Origin of the sequence: Variovorax sp. CF313 (assembly GCF_000282635.1) — a bacterium.
Classification (GTDB): Bacteria; Pseudomonadota; Gammaproteobacteria; order Burkholderiales; family Burkholderiaceae_C; genus Variovorax.
This window is the reverse complement of sequence record NZ_AKIW01000111.1, coordinates 1-22,474: the sequence shown is the minus strand read 5'-3', so window position 1 is coordinate 22,474 and position 22,474 is coordinate 1. Positions and strand designations below refer to the sequence as shown.

At 67.2% G+C, this 22,474-nt stretch carries 22 protein-coding genes; 16 read left to right on the top strand and 6 right to left on the bottom strand.

All coding sequences use genetic code 11. From position 1 onward, the window contains the following. Window positions 1-99: 99 nt before the first annotated feature. The 3 genes from PMI12_RS24800 to PMI12_RS24790 are packed head-to-tail and all read right to left on the bottom strand — an operon-like array spanning window position 100 to window position 1,981. Window positions 100-912, bottom strand: coding sequence for a PilW family protein (locus PMI12_RS24800; RefSeq protein WP_007837983.1), 813 nt, complete (start codon window positions 910-912; stop codon window positions 100-102). Beyond that, on the bottom strand, window positions 909-1,460 hold the full coding sequence (pilV, locus tag PMI12_RS24795; protein WP_007837982.1) for a type IV pilus modification protein PilV: 552 nt from the start codon (window positions 1,458-1,460) through the stop codon (window positions 909-911). The genes PMI12_RS24800 and pilV overlap by 4 nt, the downstream gene beginning before the upstream one ends. Then, a complete protein-coding gene (locus PMI12_RS24790) occupies window positions 1,454-1,981 on the bottom strand; it encodes a GspH/FimT family pseudopilin (RefSeq protein ID WP_007837981.1) in 528 nt (175 codons plus the stop codon). The genes pilV and PMI12_RS24790 overlap by 7 nt, the downstream gene beginning before the upstream one ends. Before the next feature lie 192 nt (window positions 1,982-2,173). Here PMI12_RS24790 and ribD point away from each other — a divergent pair, with 192 nt between their 5' ends. The 11 genes from ribD (at window position 2,174) to PMI12_RS24735 (ending at window position 11,737) form a co-directional block, all read left to right on the top strand. After that, complete coding sequence (gene ribD, locus PMI12_RS24785) at window positions 2,174-3,289, top strand: bifunctional diaminohydroxyphosphoribosylaminopyrimidine deaminase/5-amino-6-(5-phosphoribosylamino)uracil reductase RibD (protein ID WP_007837980.1); 1,116 nt, start codon at window positions 2,174-2,176, stop codon at window positions 3,287-3,289. Window positions 3,290-3,344: 55 nt separating this feature from the next. Then, window positions 3,345-4,007: a riboflavin synthase gene (locus PMI12_RS24780; protein WP_007837979.1), complete on the top strand. Its 663-nt coding sequence runs from the start codon at window positions 3,345-3,347 to the stop codon at window positions 4,005-4,007. Further along, on the top strand, window positions 4,004-5,158 hold the full coding sequence (ribBA, locus tag PMI12_RS24775; RefSeq protein WP_007837978.1) for a bifunctional 3,4-dihydroxy-2-butanone-4-phosphate synthase/GTP cyclohydrolase II: 1,155 nt from the start codon (window positions 4,004-4,006) through the stop codon (window positions 5,156-5,158). Before PMI12_RS24780 ends, ribBA begins: the two co-directional genes overlap by 4 nt. A gap of 6 nt (window positions 5,159-5,164) precedes the next feature. Next, the gene (gene ribH / locus PMI12_RS24770) at window positions 5,165-5,626 is read left to right on the top strand and encodes a 6,7-dimethyl-8-ribityllumazine synthase (RefSeq protein ID WP_007837976.1); all 462 of its coding nucleotides are present in this window, start codon (window positions 5,165-5,167) and stop codon (window positions 5,624-5,626) included. Then, window positions 5,623-6,168, top strand: coding sequence for a transcription antitermination factor NusB (nusB, locus tag PMI12_RS24765; RefSeq protein WP_007837974.1), 546 nt, complete (start codon window positions 5,623-5,625; stop codon window positions 6,166-6,168). The genes ribH and nusB overlap by 4 nt, the downstream gene beginning before the upstream one ends. Beyond that, complete coding sequence (locus PMI12_RS24760; protein ID WP_007837972.1) at window positions 6,165-7,361, top strand: pyridoxal phosphate-dependent aminotransferase; 1,197 nt, start codon at window positions 6,165-6,167, stop codon at window positions 7,359-7,361. The genes nusB and PMI12_RS24760 overlap by 4 nt, the downstream gene beginning before the upstream one ends. Then, window positions 7,358-7,816 (top strand): tol-pal system-associated acyl-CoA thioesterase, encoded by a 459-nt coding sequence (ybgC, locus tag PMI12_RS24755; protein ID WP_007837970.1) that lies wholly within the window; start codon window positions 7,358-7,360, stop codon window positions 7,814-7,816. The genes PMI12_RS24760 and ybgC overlap by 4 nt, the downstream gene beginning before the upstream one ends. Continuing rightward, on the top strand, window positions 7,813-8,532 hold the full coding sequence (gene tolQ / locus PMI12_RS24750; RefSeq protein ID WP_007837969.1) for a protein TolQ: 720 nt from the start codon (window positions 7,813-7,815) through the stop codon (window positions 8,530-8,532). The genes ybgC and tolQ overlap by 4 nt, the downstream gene beginning before the upstream one ends. 15 nt (window positions 8,533-8,547) lie before the next feature. Next, window positions 8,548-8,985, top strand: a complete 438-nt coding sequence (locus PMI12_RS24745; protein WP_007837968.1) for an ExbD/TolR family protein — start codon at window positions 8,548-8,550, stop codon at window positions 8,983-8,985. A 3-nt stretch (window positions 8,986-8,988) separates the two neighbouring features. Next, window positions 8,989-9,903, top strand: coding sequence for a cell envelope integrity protein TolA (locus tag PMI12_RS24740; protein ID WP_007837967.1), 915 nt, complete (start codon window positions 8,989-8,991; stop codon window positions 9,901-9,903). Window positions 9,904-10,006: 103 nt separating this feature from the next. Then, window positions 10,007-11,737, top strand: a complete 1,731-nt coding sequence (locus PMI12_RS24735) for a peptidoglycan D,D-transpeptidase FtsI family protein (RefSeq protein WP_007837966.1) — start codon at window positions 10,007-10,009, stop codon at window positions 11,735-11,737. A 27-nt stretch (window positions 11,738-11,764) separates the two neighbouring features. On the opposite strand, the gene dnaE is transcribed toward PMI12_RS24735, so the two are convergent. Then, entirely contained in the window at window positions 11,765-15,283 is a 3,519-nt protein-coding gene (gene dnaE, locus PMI12_RS24730; protein ID WP_007837965.1) for a DNA polymerase III subunit alpha, read from the bottom strand. A gap of 123 nt (window positions 15,284-15,406) precedes the next feature. Here dnaE and PMI12_RS24725 point away from each other — a divergent pair, with 123 nt between their 5' ends. From PMI12_RS24725 to PMI12_RS24705, 5 genes are all read left to right on the top strand, one after another. Further along, window positions 15,407-16,192 carry a sulfurtransferase gene (locus PMI12_RS24725; RefSeq protein ID WP_042674241.1) on the top strand — a complete coding sequence of 262 codons (786 nt, stop codon included), beginning with the start codon at window positions 15,407-15,409 and terminating at the stop codon, window positions 16,190-16,192. Window positions 16,193-16,204: 12 nt separating this feature from the next. Further along, complete coding sequence (locus PMI12_RS24720) at window positions 16,205-16,924, top strand: response regulator (protein WP_007837962.1); 720 nt, start codon at window positions 16,205-16,207, stop codon at window positions 16,922-16,924. Next, complete coding sequence (locus PMI12_RS24715; RefSeq protein ID WP_007837960.1) at window positions 16,872-18,467, top strand: sensor histidine kinase; 1,596 nt, start codon at window positions 16,872-16,874, stop codon at window positions 18,465-18,467. Before PMI12_RS24720 ends, PMI12_RS24715 begins: the two co-directional genes overlap by 53 nt. Window positions 18,468-18,611: 144 nt before the next feature. Then, entirely contained in the window at window positions 18,612-19,142 is a 531-nt protein-coding gene (locus tag PMI12_RS24710) for a tripartite tricarboxylate transporter TctB family protein (RefSeq protein ID WP_007837950.1), read from the top strand. Between the two features lie 4 nt (window positions 19,143-19,146). Then, the gene (locus tag PMI12_RS24705; RefSeq protein WP_007837948.1) at window positions 19,147-20,715 is read left to right on the top strand and encodes a tripartite tricarboxylate transporter permease; all 1,569 of its coding nucleotides are present in this window, start codon (window positions 19,147-19,149) and stop codon (window positions 20,713-20,715) included. A 112-nt stretch (window positions 20,716-20,827) separates the two neighbouring features. Here PMI12_RS24705 and PMI12_RS24700 read toward each other — a convergent pair whose 3' ends face one another. Together PMI12_RS24700 and PMI12_RS24695 are read right to left on the bottom strand one after the other, a co-directional pair. Beyond that, window positions 20,828-21,751 (bottom strand): pirin family protein, encoded by a 924-nt coding sequence (locus tag PMI12_RS24700; protein ID WP_007837946.1) that lies wholly within the window; start codon window positions 21,749-21,751, stop codon window positions 20,828-20,830. Window positions 21,752-21,774: 23 nt separating this feature from the next. Next, window positions 21,775-22,326 carry a flavodoxin family protein gene (locus PMI12_RS24695; protein WP_007837945.1) on the bottom strand — a complete coding sequence of 184 codons (552 nt, stop codon included), beginning with the start codon at window positions 22,324-22,326 and terminating at the stop codon, window positions 21,775-21,777. Window positions 22,327-22,474: the final 148 nt, after the last annotated feature.

The following is a 22,474-nucleotide window of genomic DNA, read 5'->3' as shown; positions in this document are numbered from 1 at the left end:
TGCCAGAAACACCGCGGAACCGGCTTTGCCGGACCGCTGGTGCTGCCCCCCTGCAGGGGGTTGGCGAAGCGACACGAAGTGCGCAAAGACTGGGGGTAGTCATAGATTCCGCAGTGCGAACACCGCCGTGTAAGCGCGGCGCAGCCTGCCGTCGCTGCTGGCTCGCAACGAACCATCGCAATCGACGTAGCTGCCGCCCGGGTTGCTCGTTGAAGTGCCCGCGAGCTGCAGACACACGCGCACCGAGCGGACCTGATCGAAGCTCCCCACGTTCGCGGCCGTCACGTAGCGCACCAGCCGTTCACCTCCCACATCGCCGATGCCGTACATGACGTCGAAGCGCTCGACGCCGTCGATGATCGGCTGCGGCTTGTTGCCGTTGCCGCTGCCCTCGCAGCGCAAGGTACCGTTCACCACCGAGAACTCACTAGTGATCAAGCGCACGTTTCCGGCGTCCGCCGGATTGGCGGGCTTGTACGCTGCACCCGCCGAACCCTTGGCTTGCTGCCCGAGGCAGTCCTTGAAGTAATCGGGGTTCGGTGCATAGCCGACCTTCAGCGTGTCGTTCACCGAACCGACGGCCGCCTCCTGCCCCTTGACCGCGAAGAAGGAGGGCTCGCTCGCGAGCTTGGTGTCGACGTCCGCATCGACATTGAAGTAGTACCGCGACCCCGTGGCATCGATCGGGAAGTAGCCAGCCTGCCGGATCTGCTGGCCCAGCAGCCTGAACGCCAGCGCCGACGATTGGTGCAGCACGTTGACGTCGTCGCCTGTCTTGGCGGTGCTGCGCGTCCCGAGCATGCTGGCCATGGCGGCGAGCACCACCAGCATGCCGATGATCAGCGCGACGAGGATTTCGACCAATGTGAAGCCGGCCTGCTGCAGGCGATGAGCGAAGGTCTTGTTGTTCATGGCTGGGGCACCGCGACGATGGCTTCCTGGCAGGCCTTGCCGGTCGGGCAGCTCCAGGCCGAATCCGGTGCGATCGGGTTGACGGCGGCGGGCTCGTCCCAGGCAATGTGCACGAACAGCAAGCTCCCCGCGGCCTTCCTGCTCTGCACGTTCGCCGCCCCGCCCGGCAGCGCAACCGCTACCCTGCGCTTCCAGTTCCACAGATCGTGGGCCGCCAGCTGGGGGGGCGTGCAGCTGGCCGTGGCCCCCGCGCAGGATGGGTCAGGTTGGCTGGCGCTCGCCGCCGACCAATCGGCGACATAAGGACTGCTGGACACGGCGCCCGCCACCGGGTTCGCGCGAATGCGATCGGCCATGTCGCCGGCCAGCTGCACGGCGATGCTCTGGTTGTTCGCACCCACGCTGTCGGAGAGCACGCGCAGCTGGAAGCCGGCCAGTGCAAGCAAGCCGAACGAGAGCACGAGAACGGCCACCAGGGCCTCGATCATCGAGAAGCCTGCCTGCCTTCGGCGCAGCTTGCGCGGCGCGCGAATCGAAACGCTCAGCATGTCCCGCCCCCCTTCACCAGCCGAATCCGCCAGCCGAGCGAGATGCACACGGCAATGTCGTTGGATGAACCCGTGCTTCCCACGGGATGGAAGTCGACGCGGGCGACGCTCGAAAAATGGCCCATGGGGTCGAAGGCCATGGATCCGAGGGCACTTTTCTCGACCGCAACGCGCGCGTCGGGGTCTTGCCGCCGAACGATCTCGAACCCAGTGCCACTGCCGACGACCGTTTCCCAACCGCAGCTCCAGTCTGCGCCGGTGCACTCCGCGCGCTGCCGGATGGTCACGACCTGTCCGCGACGCACCGCCTCCGAGCGCGCGTGACTCACGCTCGCCATCAACGCCGAAGCCATGCCCTCGACGCGATACTTCTCGATCAGGCTGTTGAAGCTGGGCAGGGCCAGTGCCAGCAGGATGGCCGTCAATACGATGACGACCATCATTTCGACCAGCGTGAAGCCGCGTGGCGTTCCGCGTCGGCGCAGGTGTACCTGCACGGACGTGCAGAATCCGTTTTTCATGTTGTACCGTCCGCTGCCTCGCCATTTGGCTGGGGCCGCGGACGTTTCTCCCTGACTGTAATTTTTGGAAATTCTATTGTCGAATTCTTATTGATCGCCTATTGATCGACAGACGGTCAAAACAAACAGATCAACGGATCGGCGGACTCAATTGTTTTAAATTGATTCCCCAATTAATTTGAATTAACAAAAATGACAAATGCGAATTTCATGGCCCATGCGCTGGACCTCGCGCGCCAGGCCGGCCCGGAAACCGATCCCAATCCGCGCGTCGGCTGCGTGCTGGTGGACGCGAATGGCGGGGTGATCGGCCAGGGCTACACCCAGCGGGTCGGCGGCTCGCATGCCGAGGTCATGGCGCTGAGCGATGCCGCGGCACGGGGCCATTCGGTCGCGGGCGCAACCGCCTGGGTCACGCTCGAGCCCTGCGCTCATCACGGCCGCACCGGCCCGTGCTGCGATGCACTGGTCGCGGCGGGCATCGGCCGGGTCGTTGCATCGCTCGCCGATCCCAACCCGCTGGTCGCTGGCCAGGGCTTCGAGCGGCTGCGCGCCGCTGGCGTCGAGGTCGAGGTGGGGCCCGGCGCAGCTGAAGCGCGGGAGCTCAACATCGGCTTTTTCAGCCGCATGGTCCGCAAGACACCCTGGGTGCGGCTCAAGGCCGCAGCCTCGCTGGACGGCAAGACCGGCCTGCACAACGGCGTGAGCCAATGGATCACGTCCGAGCCGGCGCGCGCCGACGGCCATGCATGGCGTGCGCGGGCCAGCGCGGTACTGACGGGCGTGGGCACGGTGCTGGAAGACGATCCCCGGCTCGACGTGCGCCTCGTTGAAACCACGCGCCAGCCGCACGTGGTGGTGATCGACAGCCAATTGCAGACCCCGCCCGACGCAAAGCTCTTCTTGCCCGGCCGCGCTGTCTGGATCTACGCCGCGGCGCAGGACGGCTCGAAGGCCGCCGCCCTGGAAGCGCGCGGCGCCATCATCACCTTTCTGCCCAATGCGCAGGGCAAGGTCGATCTGGCGGCGATGCTGCGGGATCTCGCCCGGCGTGAGGTCAACGAGCTCCACGTCGAGGCCGGCCACAAACTCAATGGTTCGCTGCTGCGCGAAGGCCTGGTCGACGAACTGCTGGTGTATCTGGCGCCGAAACTCATCGGCGATGGCCTCGGCATGGCGTCCGGCATTCACACGGGCGGCCCACTGGCCGACCTGGCAGGTGCGCTACCGCTTGAATTCCGGACCTTCGAGTGGATCGGGCCGGACCTCCGGATCGTGGCCCGGGTGGCCGGAAGGGATGCTTTCTAGCGGGCGAATGCGAGCGTCCGACGGCCGGACCCAGGATGTCTGCGAAAATGCGCGGATGTTCACCGGAATCATCACCGGCGTGGGGCGCATCGCCGCCATTCACGACCTCGGCACCTCCTCCTCCTACGGCAAAAGACTCAGCATCGCGGCGCCCGACGGCTACCTCGATGACGTCGGCCTCGGCGACAGCATCGCGCTCAACGGCGCCTGCATGACCGTCACCACGCTCGCCCCCGAGCGACAGCAGTTCACCATCGACATTTCAGCCGAGTCCCTCGACAAGACCGCGGGCCTGACCGACGAAGGCAGCCGCATCAACCTCGAGAAGGCGCTGCGCGCCAGCGACCGCCTCGGCGGGCACATCGTCTCGGGCCACGTGGACGGCATCGGCCGCGTGAGCTACTTCGAGCCCGTCGGCGAGAGCTGGGAGCTGCGCATCGTTGCGCCGCAGGCGCTGGCCCGCTTCCTGGCGTACAAGGGCTCGATCACCATCAACGGCGTGAGCCTCACGGTCAACAGCGTGAAAGACATCGCCGAAGGCGCCGAGGTCAGCATCAACCTGATCCCGCACACCGTCGAAAACACCTCGCTCGGCAGCCTGCAGGCCGGCTCGAAGGTCAATCTCGAAATCGATACCGTGGCGCGCTACGTGGAGCGCATGCTCCAGGCCGGCGTGCTGGTGCCGCCCTCCACGTATTCCAAGGACACAGCCGAATGAATGCCTCCGTCACGCCGATCGGCGCCCCCCGCGCCGCGCGCGCTCCTGCCCCCATCTCCCCGGTCGAGGAGATCGTGGCCGAGCTCGCCGCCGGCCGCATGGTGATCCTGGTCGACGAGGAAGACCGCGAGAACGAAGGCGACATCGTCATCGCGGCCGACCACATCACGCCCGAAGCCATCAACTTCATGGCGCGCCATGCACGCGGCCTGATCTGCCTCACGCTCTCGCGCGAAATGTGCGAGCGGCTGCAGCTGCCGCCGATGGTCCAGCGCAACGGCGCCAAGCACTCGACCGCGTTCACAGTTTCCATCGAGGCGGCCGAAGGCGTGACCACCGGCATCTCCGCCGCCGATCGCGCCCGCACCGTGCAGGCCGCCGTGGCGCCCAACGCCATGGCCGCCGACCTGGTGCAACCGGGCCACATCTTCCCGCTGCAGGCGGTGGACGGCGGCGTACTGATGCGCGCCGGCCATACCGAAGCCGGCTGCGACCTGGCCGCCATGGCCGGCTGCTCGCCCGCCTCGGTGATCTGCGAAGTGATGAACGAAGACGGCACGATGGCCCGCCTGCCCGACCTGCAGATCTTCGCGGCCGAGCACGACATCAAGATCGGCACCATCGCCGCGCTGATCGAGCACCGCAGCCGCGTCGAATCGCTGGTCGAGAAGGTCGGCTGCCGCGAGATCCAGACCAACTGGGGTGCCTTCATCGCCCATGCCTTCATCGACAAGCCCAGCCGCGGCGTGCACCTCGCGCTGGTGCGCGGCAAGTGGGCGCCGGAAGACACGGTGTCGGTTCGCGTGCACGAGCCGCTCTCGGTGCTCGACGCGCTCGAAATCAACCGCCCGATGCACTCGTGGAGCCTGGACGCCAGCCTCTCGCACATCGCGGCCGAGGGCAAGGGCGTGGCGGTACTGCTGAACTGCGGCGAAACCGCCGGTGAATTGCTTGCGCAGTTCGACGGCACCGCGCGCCCCGCGCAAGCCCCCGAGCGCGGCCGCATGGACCTGCGCAGCTACGGCATCGGCGCGCAAATCTTGCGCGAATGCGGGGTGCACAAGATGAACCTGCTGGGCACGCCGCGCCGCATGCCGAGCATGGCAGCAGGCTACGGCCTCGAAATTGCCGGCTACCTCACGAAAGACTGAACGACCATGCAAGGTTCAAACAAGGGCGAGACGACGCTCAACGGAAAGGGACTGCGCATCGGCATCGTGCAGGCGCGCTTCAACGCCGACATCACCGACGCGCTGGCCTCGGCCTGCCTCTCGGAGCTCGAGGCACTGGGTGTGGCTGCCAGCGACATCCACCACCTGCAGGTTCCCGGCGCACTCGAAGTGCCCGTGGCCCTGCAGGCGCTCGCCGAGCGCGGCGGCTACCACGCGCTCATTGCGCTGGGCTGCATCATCCGCGGCGAGACCTATCACTTCGAACTCGTGGCCAACGAATCGGGCGCGAGCGTGAGCCGCGTCGCGCTCGACTACCGCCTGCCCATCGCCAACGCGATCCTCACCACCGAAAACCTCGAGCAGGCCATCGCGCGGCAAACCGACAAGGGCCGCGACGCAGCCCAGGTCGCCGTCGAGATGGCGCAACTGCTGGCCACCCTTTCATGACCGAAGACACCTCCAAGCCCCTCAAGCCCGCTGGCGCCAAGCCGCGCCAGTCGCGCGTCGGCCTCACCAGCACGGGCGCGCGCAAGGCTTCGGCCAAATCGAACCGCAGCCGCGCGCGCGAGTTCGCGCTGCAGGCGCTCTACCAGCACCTGGTGGGCCGCAACGACCCGACCGACATCGACCATTTCACGCGCGACCTCGCGGGCTTCCACAAGGCCGATGCGCTGCACTACGACGCGCTTCTGCACGGCTCGATCGAAGGCGCCGAGCAGCTCGACGCGCTGATCCGCCCGTTGCTGGATCGCAAGTTCGAAGAGATTTCGCCCATCGAGCACGCCGTGATGTGGATCGGCGTGTACGAGTTCCAGAACTGCCCCGACGTGCCATGGCGCGTGGTGCTCAACGAGTGCATCGAACTCGCCAAGGAATTCGGCGGCACCGACGGCCACAAGTACGTGAACGCCGTGCTGAACGGCCTGGCGCCGCAGCTGCGCCCGCTCGAAGTGGAAGCCGACCGCGCTTCGGGGAAAGCCAAGGCATGAGGATCTCGACGCGCGCACAGCGCATCGAGCCCTTCTACGTGATGGAGGTGGCGAAGGCGGCCGGTGCGCTGGCCCGCGAAGTGGCCCATTCCGACCGGCCGATGATCTTCCTGAACATCGGCGAACCCGACTTCACCGCCCCGCCGCTGGTGCAGGAAGCCGCAGCCCGCGCCGTGCGCGCCGGCGCCACGCAGTACACGCAGGCCACCGGCCTCGACCATCTGCGCGAACGCATCAGCGGTTGGTACAAGCAGCGCTTCAACGTCGACGTGCCGGCCCGGCGCATCGTCATCACGGCCGGCGCCTCGGCCGCGCTGCAGCTGGCCTGCCTCGCGCTGATCGAGTCGGGCGACGAAATTCTCATGCCCGACCCGAGCTATCCGTGCAACCGCCACTTCGTGAGCGCGGCGGACGGCAAGGCCGTGCTGGTGCCGACCACGGCCGAAGAGCGCTTCCAGCTGACGGCCGCCAAGGTCGAGGCCACCTGGACCGACAGGACGCGCGGCGTGCTGCTGGCGTCACCCTCCAACCCGACCGGCACCTCCATCGCGCCCGCCGAGCTGCGCCGCATCCACGAGGCGGTGTCGCAGCGCGGCGGCATCACGCTGATCGACGAGATCTACCTCGGCCTCTCGTACGACGACGCATTCGGGCAAACCGCACTGGCCATCGATGACAACGTCATCAGCATCAACAGCTTCAGCAAGTACTTCAACATGACCGGCTGGCGGCTCGGCTGGCTGGTGGTGCCCGAGGCGCTGGTGCCGGTGGTCGAGCGGCTCGCGCAGAACCTCTTCATCTGCGCCAGCACGGTGTCGCAGTACGCGGCGCTCGCCTGCTTCGAGGCCGAGAGCATCGCCGAGTACGAACGCCGCCGCGCCGAATTCAAGGCGCGCCGCGACTGGTTCATCCCGCAGCTGAACGCGCTGGGCCTGAACGTGCCCGTGGTGCCCGACGGCGCCTTCTACGCCTGGGCCGACTGCACCGGCTTCGCCGAGAAGCTCGGCATCTCCGGCAGCTGGGACTTCGCCTTCGAAACCATGAAGCGCGCCCACGTCGCTGTCACGCCCGGCCGCGACTTCGGCACGGCGCAGACAGCGAAGTTCGTGCGCTTCTCCACAGCCAGCTCGATGGCGCACCTGCAGGAATCCATCGAGCGCCTGCGGGCGATGGCAGAGAACCGGGCCCAATGAGCTACGCGTTCCCGATCCGCGTCTACTGGGAAGACACCGATGCCGGCGGCATCGTGTTCTACGCCAACTACCTGAAGTTCATGGAACGCGGCCGCACCGAGTGGCTGCGCTCCCTGGGCGTCGAGCAGCACAAGCTGCGCGAGGAAACCGGCGGCCAGTTCGTGGTGAGCGAAACGCAGCTCAAATACCATCGCCCCTCGCGGCTGGACGACGAACTGCTCGTTACAGCCGATCTTCAACAATTGGGCACGGCGTCGTTGATAATCGGCCAGCGCGTGCTATCAAAAACAGAGCAAGAGCGAACAGATGCCTCGGCGCCTGTCCTGCTGTGCGAAGGCACGATCCGCATCGGCTGGGTGGACGCCGCCACGTTGCGTCCCGCACGCATTCCGAAGCAAGTGACGGGAACCCTCGAGCGCTACAGCGGCTCCATGACACAACCTTTCAAGCCATGAACCAAGACCTCTCCATCATCAATCTCCTGCTCCATGCGAGCTTCGTGGTTCAACTGGTCGTGCTGCTGCTGGTGATCGTCTCGATCGCCAGCTGGGCCGCGATCATCCGCAAGTACTTCGCGCTGCGGCGCATGCGCGCCCTCAACGACGACTTCGAGCGCGAGTTCTGGTCAGGCACCAGCCTGAACGAGCTGTTCGCCTCGGCCGCGCAGAACGCCAAGTTCGCCGGCCCGATGGAGCGCATCTTCGCCTCCGGCATGCGCGAGTACCAGAAGCTGCGCGAACGCCACGTGAGCGACGCCGCCACGCTGCTCGACGGCGCCCGCCGCGCCATGCGCGCGAGCTTCCAGCGCGAGCTCGACGCGGCCGAGCAGAACCTCTCGTTCCTGGCCACCGTGGGTTCGGTGTCGCCGTACGTCGGCCTGTTCGGCACGGTCTGGGGGATCATGCATGCCTTCACCGGCCTCGCGGCCCTCGCCCAAGTGACGCTGGCCACCGTGGCCCCCGGCATCGCCGAGGCGCTGGTGGCCACCGCCATCGGCCTGTTCGCCGCCATTCCGGCGGTGGTCGGCTACAACCGCTTCGCCCGCGAGATCGACAAGATCGCCATCGCCCTCGAGACCTACATCGAGGAGTTCTCCAACATCCTGCAGCGCAACCTGTCGGCCAACCCGAACGCGGGCGCGGCATCGTCGGTGGCTCCGGCCAACCGCTGAGCGGAGGCGCAACGCATGCCCGCCGTTTCATCCCGGGGCCGCGGCCGCCGGACGATCAACGAGATCAACATGGTCCCGTTCATCGACGTGATGCTGGTTCTGCTGATCATCTTCATGGTCACCGCCCCGCTCATCACGCCGAGCGTGATCAACCTGCCTTCGGTCGACCGCGCCAACAAGCAGCCCGACAAGCCCATCGAGATCGTCATCAAGAGCGAGGACGAAGTGCAGATCAAGAAGGACCCGTCCACCGGCACGGGCGGTACCTCGATCCCCATGAGCCAGATCGGCTCGGCCGCCAAGCAGGCGCAGGGCGGCGACGACCAGCGCCCGGTGGTCATCAGCGCCGACAAGTCGGTGAAATACGAAACCGTCGTGAAGGCGATGAACCAGCTCAAGAAGAGCGGCGTCGAGCGCGTGGGCCTGTCGGTCACGACCACGGGCGGCAAATAAGGCATGTCGCTCGCACTGGATCGCCCCGAGTTCGCGCCGCCGCCGCAGCGCGGCACGCCGCGCGCCGTCGTGCTGGCGCTCATCGCGCATGCGCTGCTGATCGCGGCGCTCACCTGGGGCGTGCGCTGGCGCAGCGATGCCGACGAAGGCGCGGTCGATGCAGAGCTGTGGTCGTCCACGGTTCAGCAGGCCGCACCCCGCCTGCAGGCACCACCGGCGCCCGCACCGGTTCCCGCGCCGCCGCCGCCGGCCCCCGCACCGCCGCCCCCGCCTGTTGCCAAGGCCCCCGAGCCCGCGCCCGCACCCAAGGCCCCCGACATTGCCCTGGAGCGCGAGAAGAAGCTCAAGGAGCAGAAGGAACAAAAAGAGCGCGAGCTGGAGCAACAGCAGCAGAAGAAAAAAGAGCTCGAAGCCAGGCAGCGCGCCGAGGACGAAGCCGAGCGCAAGAAGGAACAGCAGAAGAAGCTGGCCGAGCAGAAGAAGCAGCAGGAAGCCGAGGCCAAGCAGGCCGAAGCCAAGAAGGCCGAGGCCGCCACGAAGCAGGCCGCCGCCGACCGTGCCGCAGCGCTCAAGCGCATGCAGGGCCTGGCCGGTGCGAGCGGCAGCGACGATTCGAAGGGCACGGCCCAACGCTCTTCGGGGCCTTCGAGTGGCTATGCCGGCCGCATCGCCGCTGCCGTGCGCCCGAACATCACCTTCCCTGATGCCGAAACCGTGAACGGCAACCCGGCGGCCGAGTTCGAAGTGAGCCTCGCGCCCGACGGCACCATCGTCGGCGTCAAGCTGAGCAAATCAAGCGGCCTGCCTGGCTGGGACGACGCGGCCGAGCGCGGCCTGCGCAAGACCGACAAGCTGCCGCGCGACACCGACGGGCGCATCTTCCCATCGCTGATCGTGTCACTGCGGCCCAAGCGCTGATTCCTGCCGGTTCCGGGCGATCTTCTCCAAGGCCGCCCGGAACTCCTCGGTTACCGCGCTGTCTACCCGCGCACAACAACAGCCGGGTCCACGCCCGCACAAGATGAACCCCAACGGCCGCATCCGCTACGGCAGCAGTCCACTGCTCGCCAGCCCCACCCCCGTGTGGCGCAGCAAGTTCATCGTGGCCAGCATCGCCTTCGGCTTCGTGCTGCTGGCAAGCCGTGCCGCCTACGTCCAGATCTTCAACAACGATTTCTTCCAGCACCAGGGCGAGGTGCGCTACCAGCGCACGCTGGAGCTGCCGGCCAACCGCGGCCGCATCCTCGACCGCAACGGACTGATCCTGGCCTCCGACATTCCGGCGCCCAGCATCTGGGCCATTCCCGAGGACATCGAGCGCGACGACCCCGAGGTGCAGGCCAAGCTCAGGCAGGCCGCCAAGCTGCTCGGCATGCCGCAGAAGGATTTCGACAAGAAGCTCGAGGACGAGGACAAGACCTTCGTCTGGATCAAGCGCCAGGTCGATCAACCGGTCGCCAAGGCGGTCGCCGCGCTCGACATCAAGGGCATCTACCTGCGCCGCGACTATCGCCGCCAGTACCCAGAAGGCGAGGCGGCGGCGCACCTGGCCGGCTTCACCAATGTGGAGGACATCGGGCAGGAAGGCGTGGAACTCGCGTTCAACCAGGAGCTGGCGGGCAAATCGGGCTCGCGCCACGTACTCAAGGACCGGCTGGGCCACATCGTCGAGGACACGGAGGACCAGGTGCCGCCGACCGACGGCCATGACATCCAGCTGAGCATCGACGACCGCGTGCAGTTCGTGGCCTACGAGAAGCTTCGCGACGCGGTCGTCGCCAACAAGGCCAGGGCGGGCAGCGTGGTGGTGGTCGATGCGCGCACGGGCGAGCTGCTGGCCATGGCCAACTACCCGAGCTACGACCCCAACGACCGCCGCAAACTCACGGGCGAACAGCTGCGCAACCGCGCGATGACCGACGTGTTCGAGCCCGGTTCGACGATGAAGCCGATCACCGTCGCCACCGCGCTGCAGTTGGGCCGCGTGACGCCCAAGACCATCATCGACACCAACCCGGGGCGCATCACCGTGTCGGGCGCGACCATCCACGACGACGAGAACTTCGGCGTGCTGACGGTCGAGGGCGTGATCCAGAAATCGAGCAACGTCGGTGCCACCAAGATCTCGCAACGCATGACGGCGCAGGAGATGTGGAACTCGTTCACCGCCGTGGGCCTGGGCCAGAAGCCGCAGACGCCCTTCCCCGGCGCGGTCAGCGGGCGCCTGCGGCCCTGGAAGTCGTGGCGGCCGATCGAGCAGGCCACCATGTCGTATGGCTACGGCCTTTCGGCGTCGCTCTTCCAGATCGCGCATGCGTACACCGCGTTCGCGCACGGCGGCGAGGTCATTCCTGTGAGCCTCCTGAAAAGCACCGGCACCGAGCCGCCCGGCGTGCAGGTGTTCTCGCCGCAGGTGGCGAGCGAGGTGCGCCAGATGATGCACTTGGCGGCCGCGCCTGGCGGCACCGCGCCGCTGGCGCAGACCGAAGGCTACTCGGTCGGCGGCAAGACGGGCACCGCGCACAAGCAGGTCGGCAAGGGCTACGCGAGCAACAAGTACCGCGCCTGGTACACCGGCATGTCGCCCATCGACAAGCCACGCATCATCGTCGCGGTGATGATCGACGAACCCGGCGCGGGCAAATATTTCGGCGGGTTGGTTGCGGCGCCGGTGTTCAGCCAGATCGTGCAGCAGACGCTGCGCGTCATGAACGTGGTGCCGGACCTCGCGGTGGCGCCGATGGCGCACTGACGGCGCGCCCTTCGCCCCCGCTCGGGCTCAGTCGTAAACGATCTGCGCCTTGCCGGCTTCCGCCTGCGCAGTCCAGCTGGCCAGCGCCGCATCGGTCGGGAAGAACTTGGCGCGCTCGCCCAGCTGCAGCTCGACCTGCGCACCGCCACGCGCCATTGAAAGCCGCACCGGCAGGCCCTGGATCAGGTCGCCGACCTCGGACTGCTCGGTGCGCGGCGGAAAGTCTTTCAGCAGGCGCGCGATGTCCGGTGCCTTGCCGTTCACCGCCACGCGCAGGAACTTGCCGAAGCGGCAGCGCGCGGTGGCCAGGTCCCACACCTGCTGCACCTGGAAGCGCGCCTCGAAACCGCCGCGCGCGGGCTGCAACCGGCCGCTGACGATGACCAGCTCGTCGTCCTTCAGCGTGTTGCGGTTGGCGTTGATGAGTGCCTCGTCGGCCGTCGCGTCGATCGAGTCCGACTTGTCGTCGAGCTTGAAGATCGCCAGCCGGCCGCGCTGGCCGTTGATCACGCGGAAGTCGCTCACGATGCCGGCAATGACCTGCTGGTCGCGGCTGTCGAGCAGGTCGCCGATCTCGCGCTTGCAAAAGCGCCGCACCTCGTGCGAGACCTCGTCAAACAGGTGGCCTGACAGGTAGAAGCCCACGGCCGTCTTCTCGAGCGTCAGCCGCTCCTTCACGCCCCAGGGCGTGGCGTCGACGAGGTCGGGCTCGGCGGTGGCCGAGCCGTGCTCCGCGTCGCCGAAGATGTCGACCTGCGCCGCATTGGCCGCCGTGGCGTTGGCGAATTCGAAGGCGCGATCGACCGAGGCGATCAGAGACGCGCGGTTCTGCTGGATCGCGTCGAACGCGCCGGCCTTGATGAGCGCCTCGACCGTGCGCTTGTTGATGCGCTGGCGGTCGATGCGCACGCAGAAGTCGAACAGGCTCTTGAACGGCCCGCCCTCTTCGCGCGCGCGCACCACGGCCTCGACCGCGAGCTGGCCCGTGCCCTTCACCGCGCCCAGGCCGTAGCGGATGATCTTGTTGGTGACCGGCTCGAAGCGGTAGTTGCCGCGGTTCACGTCCGGCGGCTCGAAGGTGATGCCGAAGTTCTTCTGGGCGTCCTCGAACAGCAGCTTGAGCTTGTCCGTGTCGTCCATTTCCACGGTCATATTCGCGCAGAAGAACTCGGCCGTGTAGTGGACCTTGAGCCAGCCCGTGTGGTACGCCAGCAGCGAGTAGGCGGCGGCGTGCGACTTGTTGAAGCCGTAGCCCGCGAACTTCTCCATCAAGTCGAAAATTTCATCGGCCTTGTCCTGGACGATGCCGTGCGTTGCCAGTGCGCCCGCGCGGAATTTCTCGCGGTGCTCGGCCATCTCCTCGAGCTTCTTCTTGCCCATCGCGCGGCGCAGCAGGTCGGCACCGCCGAGCGAGTAGCCGCCCAGGATCTGCGCGGTCTGCATCACCTGCTCCTGGTAGACCATGATCCCATAGGTCTCCGACAGCATCTCGGCCACGGCCGGGTGCGGGTACTCCACCTCTTCGCGGCCGTGCTTGCGCGCCACGAAGCTGGGAATCAGGTCCATCGGGCCCGGACGGTACAGCGCGTTCAGCGCGATCAGGTCTTCGAGCCGTGTCGGCCGCGCGTCCTTCAGCATGCCCTGCATGCCGCGGCTTTCAAACTGGAACACGGCCTCGGTCTTGCCGTCGGAGAAGAGCCGGTAGGTGGCCGCGTCGTTCAGCGGGATGTTCTCGAACGCGAAGTTCTCCTGGCCCTTGTGGCGCTTCATGATGAACTCGCGCGCGATCTCCAGGATGGTGAGCGTCGCCAGTCCCAAGAAGTCGAACTTCACGAGGCCGATCGCTTCGACGTCGTCCTTGTCGTACTGGCTCACGGCCGATTCGCTGCCGGGCTGCTGGTAGAGCGGGCAGAAGTCGGTGAGCTTGCCCGGCGCGATGAGCACGCCGCCCGCGTGCATGCCGATGTTGCGGGTCATGCCTTCGAGCTTCTGCGCGAGCTCGACCAGCATCTTGACTTCTTCTTCCTTCTCGATGCGCTCCGCGAGCTGCGGCTCCATCTCGATGGCGTAGTTGTTCTTGTCGCCTTCGATCTTCTTCTCGGGCGGATACTGCAGCGTGACCGACATGCCCGGCTTGTTCGGAATCAGCTTGCTGATGCCGTCGCAGAACATGTAGCTCATGTCGAGCACGCGGCCCACGTCGCGGATGGCCGCGCGCGCGGCCATGGTGCCGAAGGTGGCGATCTGGCTCACGGCGTTGCGGCCGTACTTGTCCTTCACGTAGTCGATCACGCGGTCGCGGTTGCCCTGGCAGAAGTCGATGTCGAAGTCGGGCATCGAGACGCGTTCGGGGTTCAGGAAACGTTCGAACAGCAGCTTGTATTCGAGCGGATCGAGGTCGGTGATCTTCAGTGCGTAGGCCACCAGCGAACCCGCACCCGAGCCCCGGCCCGGGCCCACCGGGCAGCCGTTGTTCTTGGCCCACTGGATGAAGTCGCCCACGATCAGGAAGTAGCCCGGGAACCCCATGTTCAGGATCGTGTTGATCTCGAACTCCAGCCGCTCGACGTAGCGCGGGCGTTCGGCCTCGCGCCTGGCCTCGTCGGGAAAGAGATGCTTCAGGCGCTGCTCCAGCCCGTCGAACGATTCCTGGCGGAAGAAGTCGTCGATCGGCATGCGCACGCCTTCGCTGATGAAAGGCGTCGGGAAGTCCGGCAGCTGCGGCTTGCCCAGCACCAGCGTCAGGTTGCAGCGCTTGGCGATCTCGACCGTGTTGGCCAGCGCGCTCGGCACGTCGGCGAACAGTGCCTGCATCTCGGCTGTCGACTTGAAGTACTGCTCTTCGGTGAACCGGCGCACCCGGCGCGGGTTGCCAAGAATTTCGCCTTCGGAAATGCACACGCGCGCCTCGTGCGCCTCGTAGTCTTCGCGGGCAGCGAACTGCACGGGGTGCGTGGCGACCACCGGCAGGTGCAGCCGGGCCGCCAGCTGCACCGCGGCGATCACGTGCGGTTCGTCTTCAGGCCGGCCCGCGCGCTGCAGCTCGATGTAGAAGCGATGCGGGAAGATGCCCGCCAGCCGCAGTGCCAGCTCGGCCGCGCGCTCGCCCTGCCCCTGCAGCAGCGGCTGCCCCAGCGGCCCGGCCTGGGCGCCGGAGAGTGCGATCAGCCCGCCCGCCAGCTCCTCGACCCATTCCATCTTGCAGGCCGCCTGCGACTGGCCCCGGCCCACGTTCTGCGTCCAGGCCCGCGCCAGCAGCTCGGACAGGTTCAGGTAGCCTTCCATGTTCTGCACCAGCAGCACGATGCGGGTGAGCACGCCGGGCTCCTTGCCCAGCCCTTCCACGAACACTTCCGCGCCGATGATGGGCTTGACGCCCTTGCCACGGCCCTGCTTGTAGAACTTGACCGCGCCGAACAGGTTGTTCAGGTCGGTGATGGCCAGCGCGGGCTGCTTGTCGGCAGCGGCGGCCTTGATGACTTCGTCGATTCGGTTGGTGCCGTCGACGACGGAAAACTCGGTGTGCAGGCGCAGGTGAACAAACATCCTTTCATTGTAGAAAGCGCCGCCTCCACGATGTGGGTTGGCAATCCCTGAAATCGCCGCCGGCCTGCCGGACAGAGGCCCCGAGCCCGGCGGGCACCGCGGCGACACCTAGAATCCCGCCCCGTGCAAGAGATTTTGAATATCGCGGCCTACAAGTTCGTGGCCATCGACGACAGCCCCGTGCTGCGCGAAGACCTGCGCGCCCGCGCGCAGGCCCTGGGACTCATGGGCACCATCCTGCTGGCACCCGAGGGCATCAACCTGTTCCTGGCCGGTCCCACCGACGGGGTGCGGGCTTTTCTGGCCCATTTGCGCGCCGATGCGCGCTTTGCCGACCTCGAGGCCAAGGAAAGCTGGTCCGCCGCGCAGCCCTTCCGCCGCATGCTGGTGAAGCTCAAGCGCGAGATCATCCGCATGGACCACCCGGCCATCCAGCCCGCCGCGGGCCGGGCGCCCGGCGTGGACGCCCCTACGCTCAAGCGCTGGCTCGACCAGGGCCATGACGACGAGGGCCGGGAGATCGCCCTGCTCGACACGCGCAATGCCTTCGAAGTCGATTACGGCAGCTTCGAAGGCGCCATCGACTGGCGCATCGGCAAGTTCACCGAGTTCCCGCCCGCCCTCAAGGCGCATCGCGAGGAGTTCAAGGGCAAGACGGTCGTGAGCTTCTGCACCGGCGGCATCCGCTGCGAGAAGGCCGCGATCCTGATGCGCGAGGAAGGCGTGGAACATGTGCTCCAGCTCGAAGGCGGCATCCTCAAGTACTTCGAGGAAGTCGGCAGCGCGCACTACCAGGGCGACTGCTTCGTGTTCGACGGCCGCGAGGCCCTGGCGCCCGACCTGAGCGCGCGCTCGGCCCGCGCCAGTGCCCGCGCATCCGAAGATCCGGACCTCGGCATCAAGAAGTAACAGGGGCGCCGGATGCGGATCCTCCTGGTGGAAGACGAACTGGACATGGCCTCGTGGCTGGTCCGCGCTTTGACCCAGAGCGGCTTCGTGGCCGACCATGCGCCCGATGCGCGCACCGCCGAGGGCTTCATGGCCGGCACCGAATACGACGCCATCGTGCTCGACCTGCGCCTGCCCGACAAGCACGGCCTGAGCGTGCTGGCCGACATGCGCAATGCCGACGACCGCACGCCGGTGCTGATCCTCACCGCGCAGGGTGCCTTGCAGGATCGCGTGCGCGGCCTGAACCTGGGTGCCGACGACTTTCTCACCAAGCCTTTCGAGCTGGCCGAACTCGAAGCGCGCCTGTCGGCCCTGGTGCGCCGCAGCCGCGGCAAGCAGCACCCGCGCCTGCAGTGCGCCTCGCTGTCGTACGACAGCCAGAGCCACGCCTTCACGCTGCGCGGCACGCTGCTGTCGCTCACGCCGCGCGAGCAGGCCGCGCTCACCGCCCTGCTGATGCGCAGCGGCGCGCCGGTCGGCAAGTCGCAGCTCTTTGCCAAGGTGTTCACCAACGACAGCACCGCCGGCCCCGACGCCATCGAGGTGGTGCTGCACCGGCTGCGGCGCAAGCTCGCGGACAGCGACGTGCGCATCGTCACCGTGCGTGGCCTGGGCTACATGCTGGAAAGCATTGCCGATGGATCCTCAGCCCCAGCACTCCACCCCGAACGCCCCGGCGAAGACGACTGAGCCGGCGCCGCAGCAAGTGCGGCGCTTCGGCATCCGCGCGCGGCTGCTCGCGCTGCTGCTGCCCGGCATCGTCGCACTGCTGGCGCTCGACAGCTGGAGCGACTATCAGGCGCTGACCGATTCGCTGGTGGTCGCCTACGACCAGAGCCTGCTCGAACCCGTGCAGGCGCTGGCCAACGGCATCGTGGTGGCCGGCGACGGCAGCGTGCGCGTGCAGGAGCCGTTCTCGATCCAGGCAATGTTCGAGTCCACGCACCTGCGCTACAAGTACCTGCACGTCGGCGTGCAGCGCATTCCCAAAGGCGAGACGCTGGACGTGAACTCGCCCGAGACCACGCTGATGGGCGTGCCTGGCCTGCCCCGCCCGGCGCAGCGTCCGACCGACGGCACGCCGGTCTTCTACGACGCGGTGCACGAGCAGCATCCGGTGCGCGTGGCCGCGCTGCGGCAGACGGTGTACGACGACGCCCACCCCGGCGTTGCCTACAGCGTGCTGATCCAGGCAGCCGAGGGCATCGGCCCGCGCACCGAGGCCCAGGCCGAGACACTGCGCCAGGAACTGCTGCGCGACACGCGCATGGTGCTGGTGATGGCGCTGCTGGTGTGGCTCGGCGTGGCCTGGTCGCTGCGCCCGCTGGAGCGCCTGCGCCGCTCGCTGCGCGAACGCTCGCGCGACGACCTGAAGCCGCTCGACGCCAGCGGCGTGCCGCAGGAAGTCGTGCCGCTGGTCGACGCGGTGAACCACCACATCGCGGGCCATCGGCGCATGGTGGCCGAGCAATCGCAGTTCCTGGCCGATGCCTCGCACCAGTTGCGCACGCCGCTAAGCATCCTGTCGATCCAGGCGGGCTACGCGGTGCGCGAGACCGATCCGGCGCGCATGCGCGAGTCGCTGCACGCCATCGTCGCGCAGCTCGCGCGCACGCGCCGCCTGAGCGAACAGTTGCTGGCACTGGCCCACGCCACCGCCGAAGACGAGACCGCCCCGGCCGAGCCCGCGGTGGCCGACCTCAACGCCATCGCGCGCGCCGTGGTGCTGCAGTACCTGCCGCTGGCGCGCGAGAACGATCAGGACCTGGGCTGGGTCGATGCGCGCGGCGACACTGCGAACGGCGTGGCGGACATCGACGGCACCGACGAGGCCGGCGAGGAAGACGACCCGCCCGTGCTGCCCGTCGCGGCCAATGCCGCCGAGCTGCACGAGGCGCTCGCCAACCTCGTGCACAACGCCATCAAGTACACGCCGCGCGGCGGCAACATCACCGTGACCGTGCGGCGCGAGGCTTCGTACGCCCTGGCCGAGGTGTGCGACAGCGGACCGGGCATTGCGCCCGAACGGCGCGAGCAGGTGTTCGAGCGTTTCCATCGCGACCCTTCCGCAGGCGCCGGTGCGGCGCACGGCGCGGGCCTTGGCCTGACCATTGCGCGCAGCTATGCGCGGCGCAACGGCGGCGAGATCGAACTCGACAATGCCGACATGCCGGAGAGCGCCAACGGCGGCGGACTGCGCGCCATCCTGAGGCTGCCGCTGTGCGCCTTTTGAGGTCCTTTTTGCAAGGGTTTTACCGCATATGCCGGTACGTGAATACACGTATTTTGCGGGCCGCCGGGCCGTTTGGACGTGATCCGAAAGGCGATTGAAAGTCTCGATTCCTAGACTCCGCTCCTTCCAAACGAAGGAGTCTCAATGCATCACCAGCTCGGTGAAGATCCGGCCTCGCACGCGCCCCGGCCCGCTTCAAAATTCAAAAAAGATTACTACGGCGGCGCCCTGCTGATCGTCATCGGACTGGCCGCGGTATACGCCGGCATCGGCTACCGCGTGGGCGAGCTGGCGCACATGGGACCGGGCTTCTTTCCGGTTGCGCTCGGCGGGTTGCTGGCGCTCACTGGCCTGCTCATTGCCATCTCGGCGCGCGCCGAGGAGCCCGCGAGCGTCGCCAGTGAAGAGGCTGCGTCGCACGGCCATCCGGGCGGCATGCCCGACATGCGCGGTTGCATCTGCATCATCCTCGGCATCCTCGCGTTCCTGCTGTTCGGCGAGTACGGCGGCCTCCTGCCAGCCACCTTCGCGATCGTGTTCATCTCGGCGCTCGGCGACCGCGACAACACGCTGACCGAAGCCTTGCTGCTCTCGCTCGCGATGTCGTTCGTCGCGGTGGTCGTCTTCTGGTGGGCGCTGAAGCTGCAGCTGCCCCTGTTCCAATGGGGAGGCTGAGATCATGATCGGTCAATCGCTTCACGACCTCTGGTTCGGCTTCGGCGTTGCGTTCCAGGGCTCCAACCTGCTGTGGTCGTTCTTCGGCGTGCTGGTGGGCAACCTGATCGGTGTGCTGCCGGGCATGGGCGCGCTGCAGGCCATCTCCATCCTGCTGCCACTCACCTACGCGATGCATCCGGTGCCCGCCATCCTGATGCTGGCCGGCATCTTCTACGGCTCGCAGTACGGCGGCGCCATCGGTGCCATCCTGATGAACATGCCGTCGCACCCGCCGCACGCGGTGACCTGTCTCGACGGATACCCGATGACCAAGCAGGGCAAGGGTGGCGTCGCGCTCGGGGTGACGATGATCGCCTCGTTCTTCGCGGCGTCCGTCGGCATCATCGTGATGATCTTCGCCTCGCCGCTGCTGGTGCAGATCGCGTTCAAGTTCGGCCCGACCGAGATCTTCTCGATCATGCTGCTGGGCCTGCTCGCCGGCTCCACCATGTCGCGCGGCTCACCGCTCAAGGGCGTGGCGATGACGCTGTTCGGCCTGCTGTGCGGCGTGGTCGGCACCGACGTGAACAGCGGCAGCTTCCGCTTCGCGTTCGGCCTGCCCGAACTGAGCGACGGCCTCGAACTCGTGGCGATCTCGATGGGCCTGTTCGGCGTGGCCGACTTCCTGCTCAACGTGAACCGCATGAAGGCCATCGGCGACACCGGTACGCTCAAGCTCAGCGACATGCGCCCGAGCAAGGAAGAGCTCAAGCGCGCCTTCCCCGCCATGCTGCGCGGCACGCTGGTGGGCACGGTGTTCGGCGCAATGCCCGGCACGGGCCCGACCATCACCACCTTCATCGCCTATGCGCTGGAGCGCAAGGTGTCGAAGACGCCGAACAAGTTCGGCACCGGCATGATCGAAGGCGTGGCCGGCCCCGAGGCCTCTGCCCACTCGAAGACGCAGGTCGACTTCATCCCGACGATGAGCCTGGGCATTCCGGGCGACGCGGTGATGGCGCTGATCCTGGGTGCGCTGCTGATCCAGGGCATCCAGCCCGGCCCGCAGCTCATCACCGAGCATCCGGACATCTTCTGGGGCCTGATCGCCTCGTTCTGGATCGGCAACGTGATCCTCGTGATCCTGAACGTGCCGATGATCGGCGTGTGGGTGAAGCTGCTGAAGGTGCCCTACAAGTACCTGTTCCCGGCCGCGATGTTCTTCATTGCGACGGGCGTGTACAGCACGCAGAACAGCCTGTTCCAGATCTGGGAGGTGCTGGTGTTCGGCATCGTCGGCGCCGTGCTGATGACGCTCGAATTCTCGGTCGCGCCGATCCTGCTGGGCTTCGTGCTCGGGCCAATGGTGGAAGAGAACTTCCGCCGCGCACTGCTGCTCTCGCGCGGCGACATGTCGGTGTTCGTGACGCGTCCGATCAGCGGCACTTTCATCGGCCTGTGCGCGCTGCTGCTGGCGGGAGTGGGCTACTCGGCGTGGCGCGCTCGTGGCGGCCGCAAGGCCATGGTCGAGCTGCCGAAGGCGCCGGAAGGCTCGCCGCCGGCCGAGGCGGTGTCCCTCAGCGGCGAATGACCCGCGCGCTCCGCCAATGCAGAGGGCCCGTTGAACGGGCCCTTTTTCATGGCACTTGTTGATCGAGCGAAACAACGCCTGCGCACGCGCCCCGGACAACGGGCACTCGAGATCAGACCGGCGTAGTGCCCACATCAGGCTCGCGCACGCCAAAAGGCTTGCCGGGCAGCGGAATGAACTCGGTCTCGCCGGGCACATGGCCCATGCGCTGGGCGGCCCAATCGGAGCCCGCTTCGAGGATGCGCTCGCGCCGGCTGGAGACGAAGTTCCAGGTGATGTAGCGCGGACCGTCGAGCGGTTCGCCACCGATCACCATCAGGCGCGCGGCGGTGTCGGAAGCCAGCACTGCGCCCTGGCCGTCGGGCAGCACGGCCATGGTGTGCACGGAAACAGGCTCGCCGTTCACGCTGACATCGGCATCGACCGCATAGATGGCCAGCTCGGGCGCCAGCGCGGGCAGCACGAAGCGCCCGCCTGCCGGCAGCGCGATGTCGAGGTACACGGTCTGCGAGAGCGTCTTGACCGGCGAGCGCGCACCGAAGGCCTCGCCCACCAGCACGCGCACGCCGGCGTCCTGCTCTTTCAACTCGGGGATCGCGTCGGCCGGCGTGTGCTCGAAGCTGGGCTCGATCTCTTCATGCGCCTGCGGCAATGCTGCCCACAGTTGCAGGCCGTGGTTCACGTAGGTGTCGGCCTTGAGGCGCTCGGGCTTGCGCTCGGAGTGCACGATGCCGCGCCCCGCGGTCATCCAGTTGATGGCGCCGGGCAGGATCTCCTGCACGCTGCCGAGGCTGTCGCGATGCATCATCGCGCCCTTGAAGAGATACGTGACCGTCGAGAGGCCGATGTGCGGATGCGGCCGCACGTCGTGCTCCGTGCCCGGCTGCTCGGTGGCCGGGCCGAAATGGTCGAAGAACACAAACGGGCCGACCGATCGGCGCTGCGCCGCGGGCAGCAGGCGCCGCACCTTGAAGCCACCGCCGAGGTCCTTGTCGTGCGGGTTGAGCAATTGGGTCTCGGGGTTGGTGTCGGCCATCGTGTTCTCCGTGGGGTTGCCGGTTATTCGCGCGATCTTGCCACTGTGCCGATGCGCTCGCCGAACGCGCGGGCGGTGTCGAAGTCGCCTTTCGGCATTTCGGCCGGGCTGGCGTCGGACGGCGACTGCGTCAGCAGGCCGCCGTAGCCGCCCACGTAGTTCATCGAGTCGCGCGTGGCGGCCTTGCTGTTGGCCGGCAGGATGCCCATGCTGACCCAGATGCCGCCGTGCTGCATCGCGAGCGTCCAGAGGTAGGTCATGGTGGTGACCTTGTCGCCGTTCATGGTCGCGCTGTTGGTGAAGCCGGCGAAGAGCTTGTCCTTCCAGCCCTGCGTGTACCAGACCTTCGACGACGCGTCGGCGAATTTCTTGAACTGCCAGCTCACGCCGCCCATGTAGGTTGGCGAGCCGAAGATGATCGCGTCGGCCGCGGCGAGCAGTTCCCAGCCGCCTTCGGGCAGGTTGCCGTCCGCGTCGATGGCGAGCAATTGGGCGTCAGCGCCATCGGCCACGGCTTGCGCCACGCGCTGGGTGTGGCCGTAGCCGGAATGGAAGACGACGACGATGTTTGCCATGGGATGTTTTCTCCAGTGACTGTGGGTTGTTCGGGGTGCTTTTGTTCGGGGTGCGTGCACAGGACACCGGGTACTCCCCTCCGCGAATGTCCCTCGCCTTCGGCTCCTCCTTTATTTCGCTGCGGGGCGCACCCGGTGCCCTGTGCAC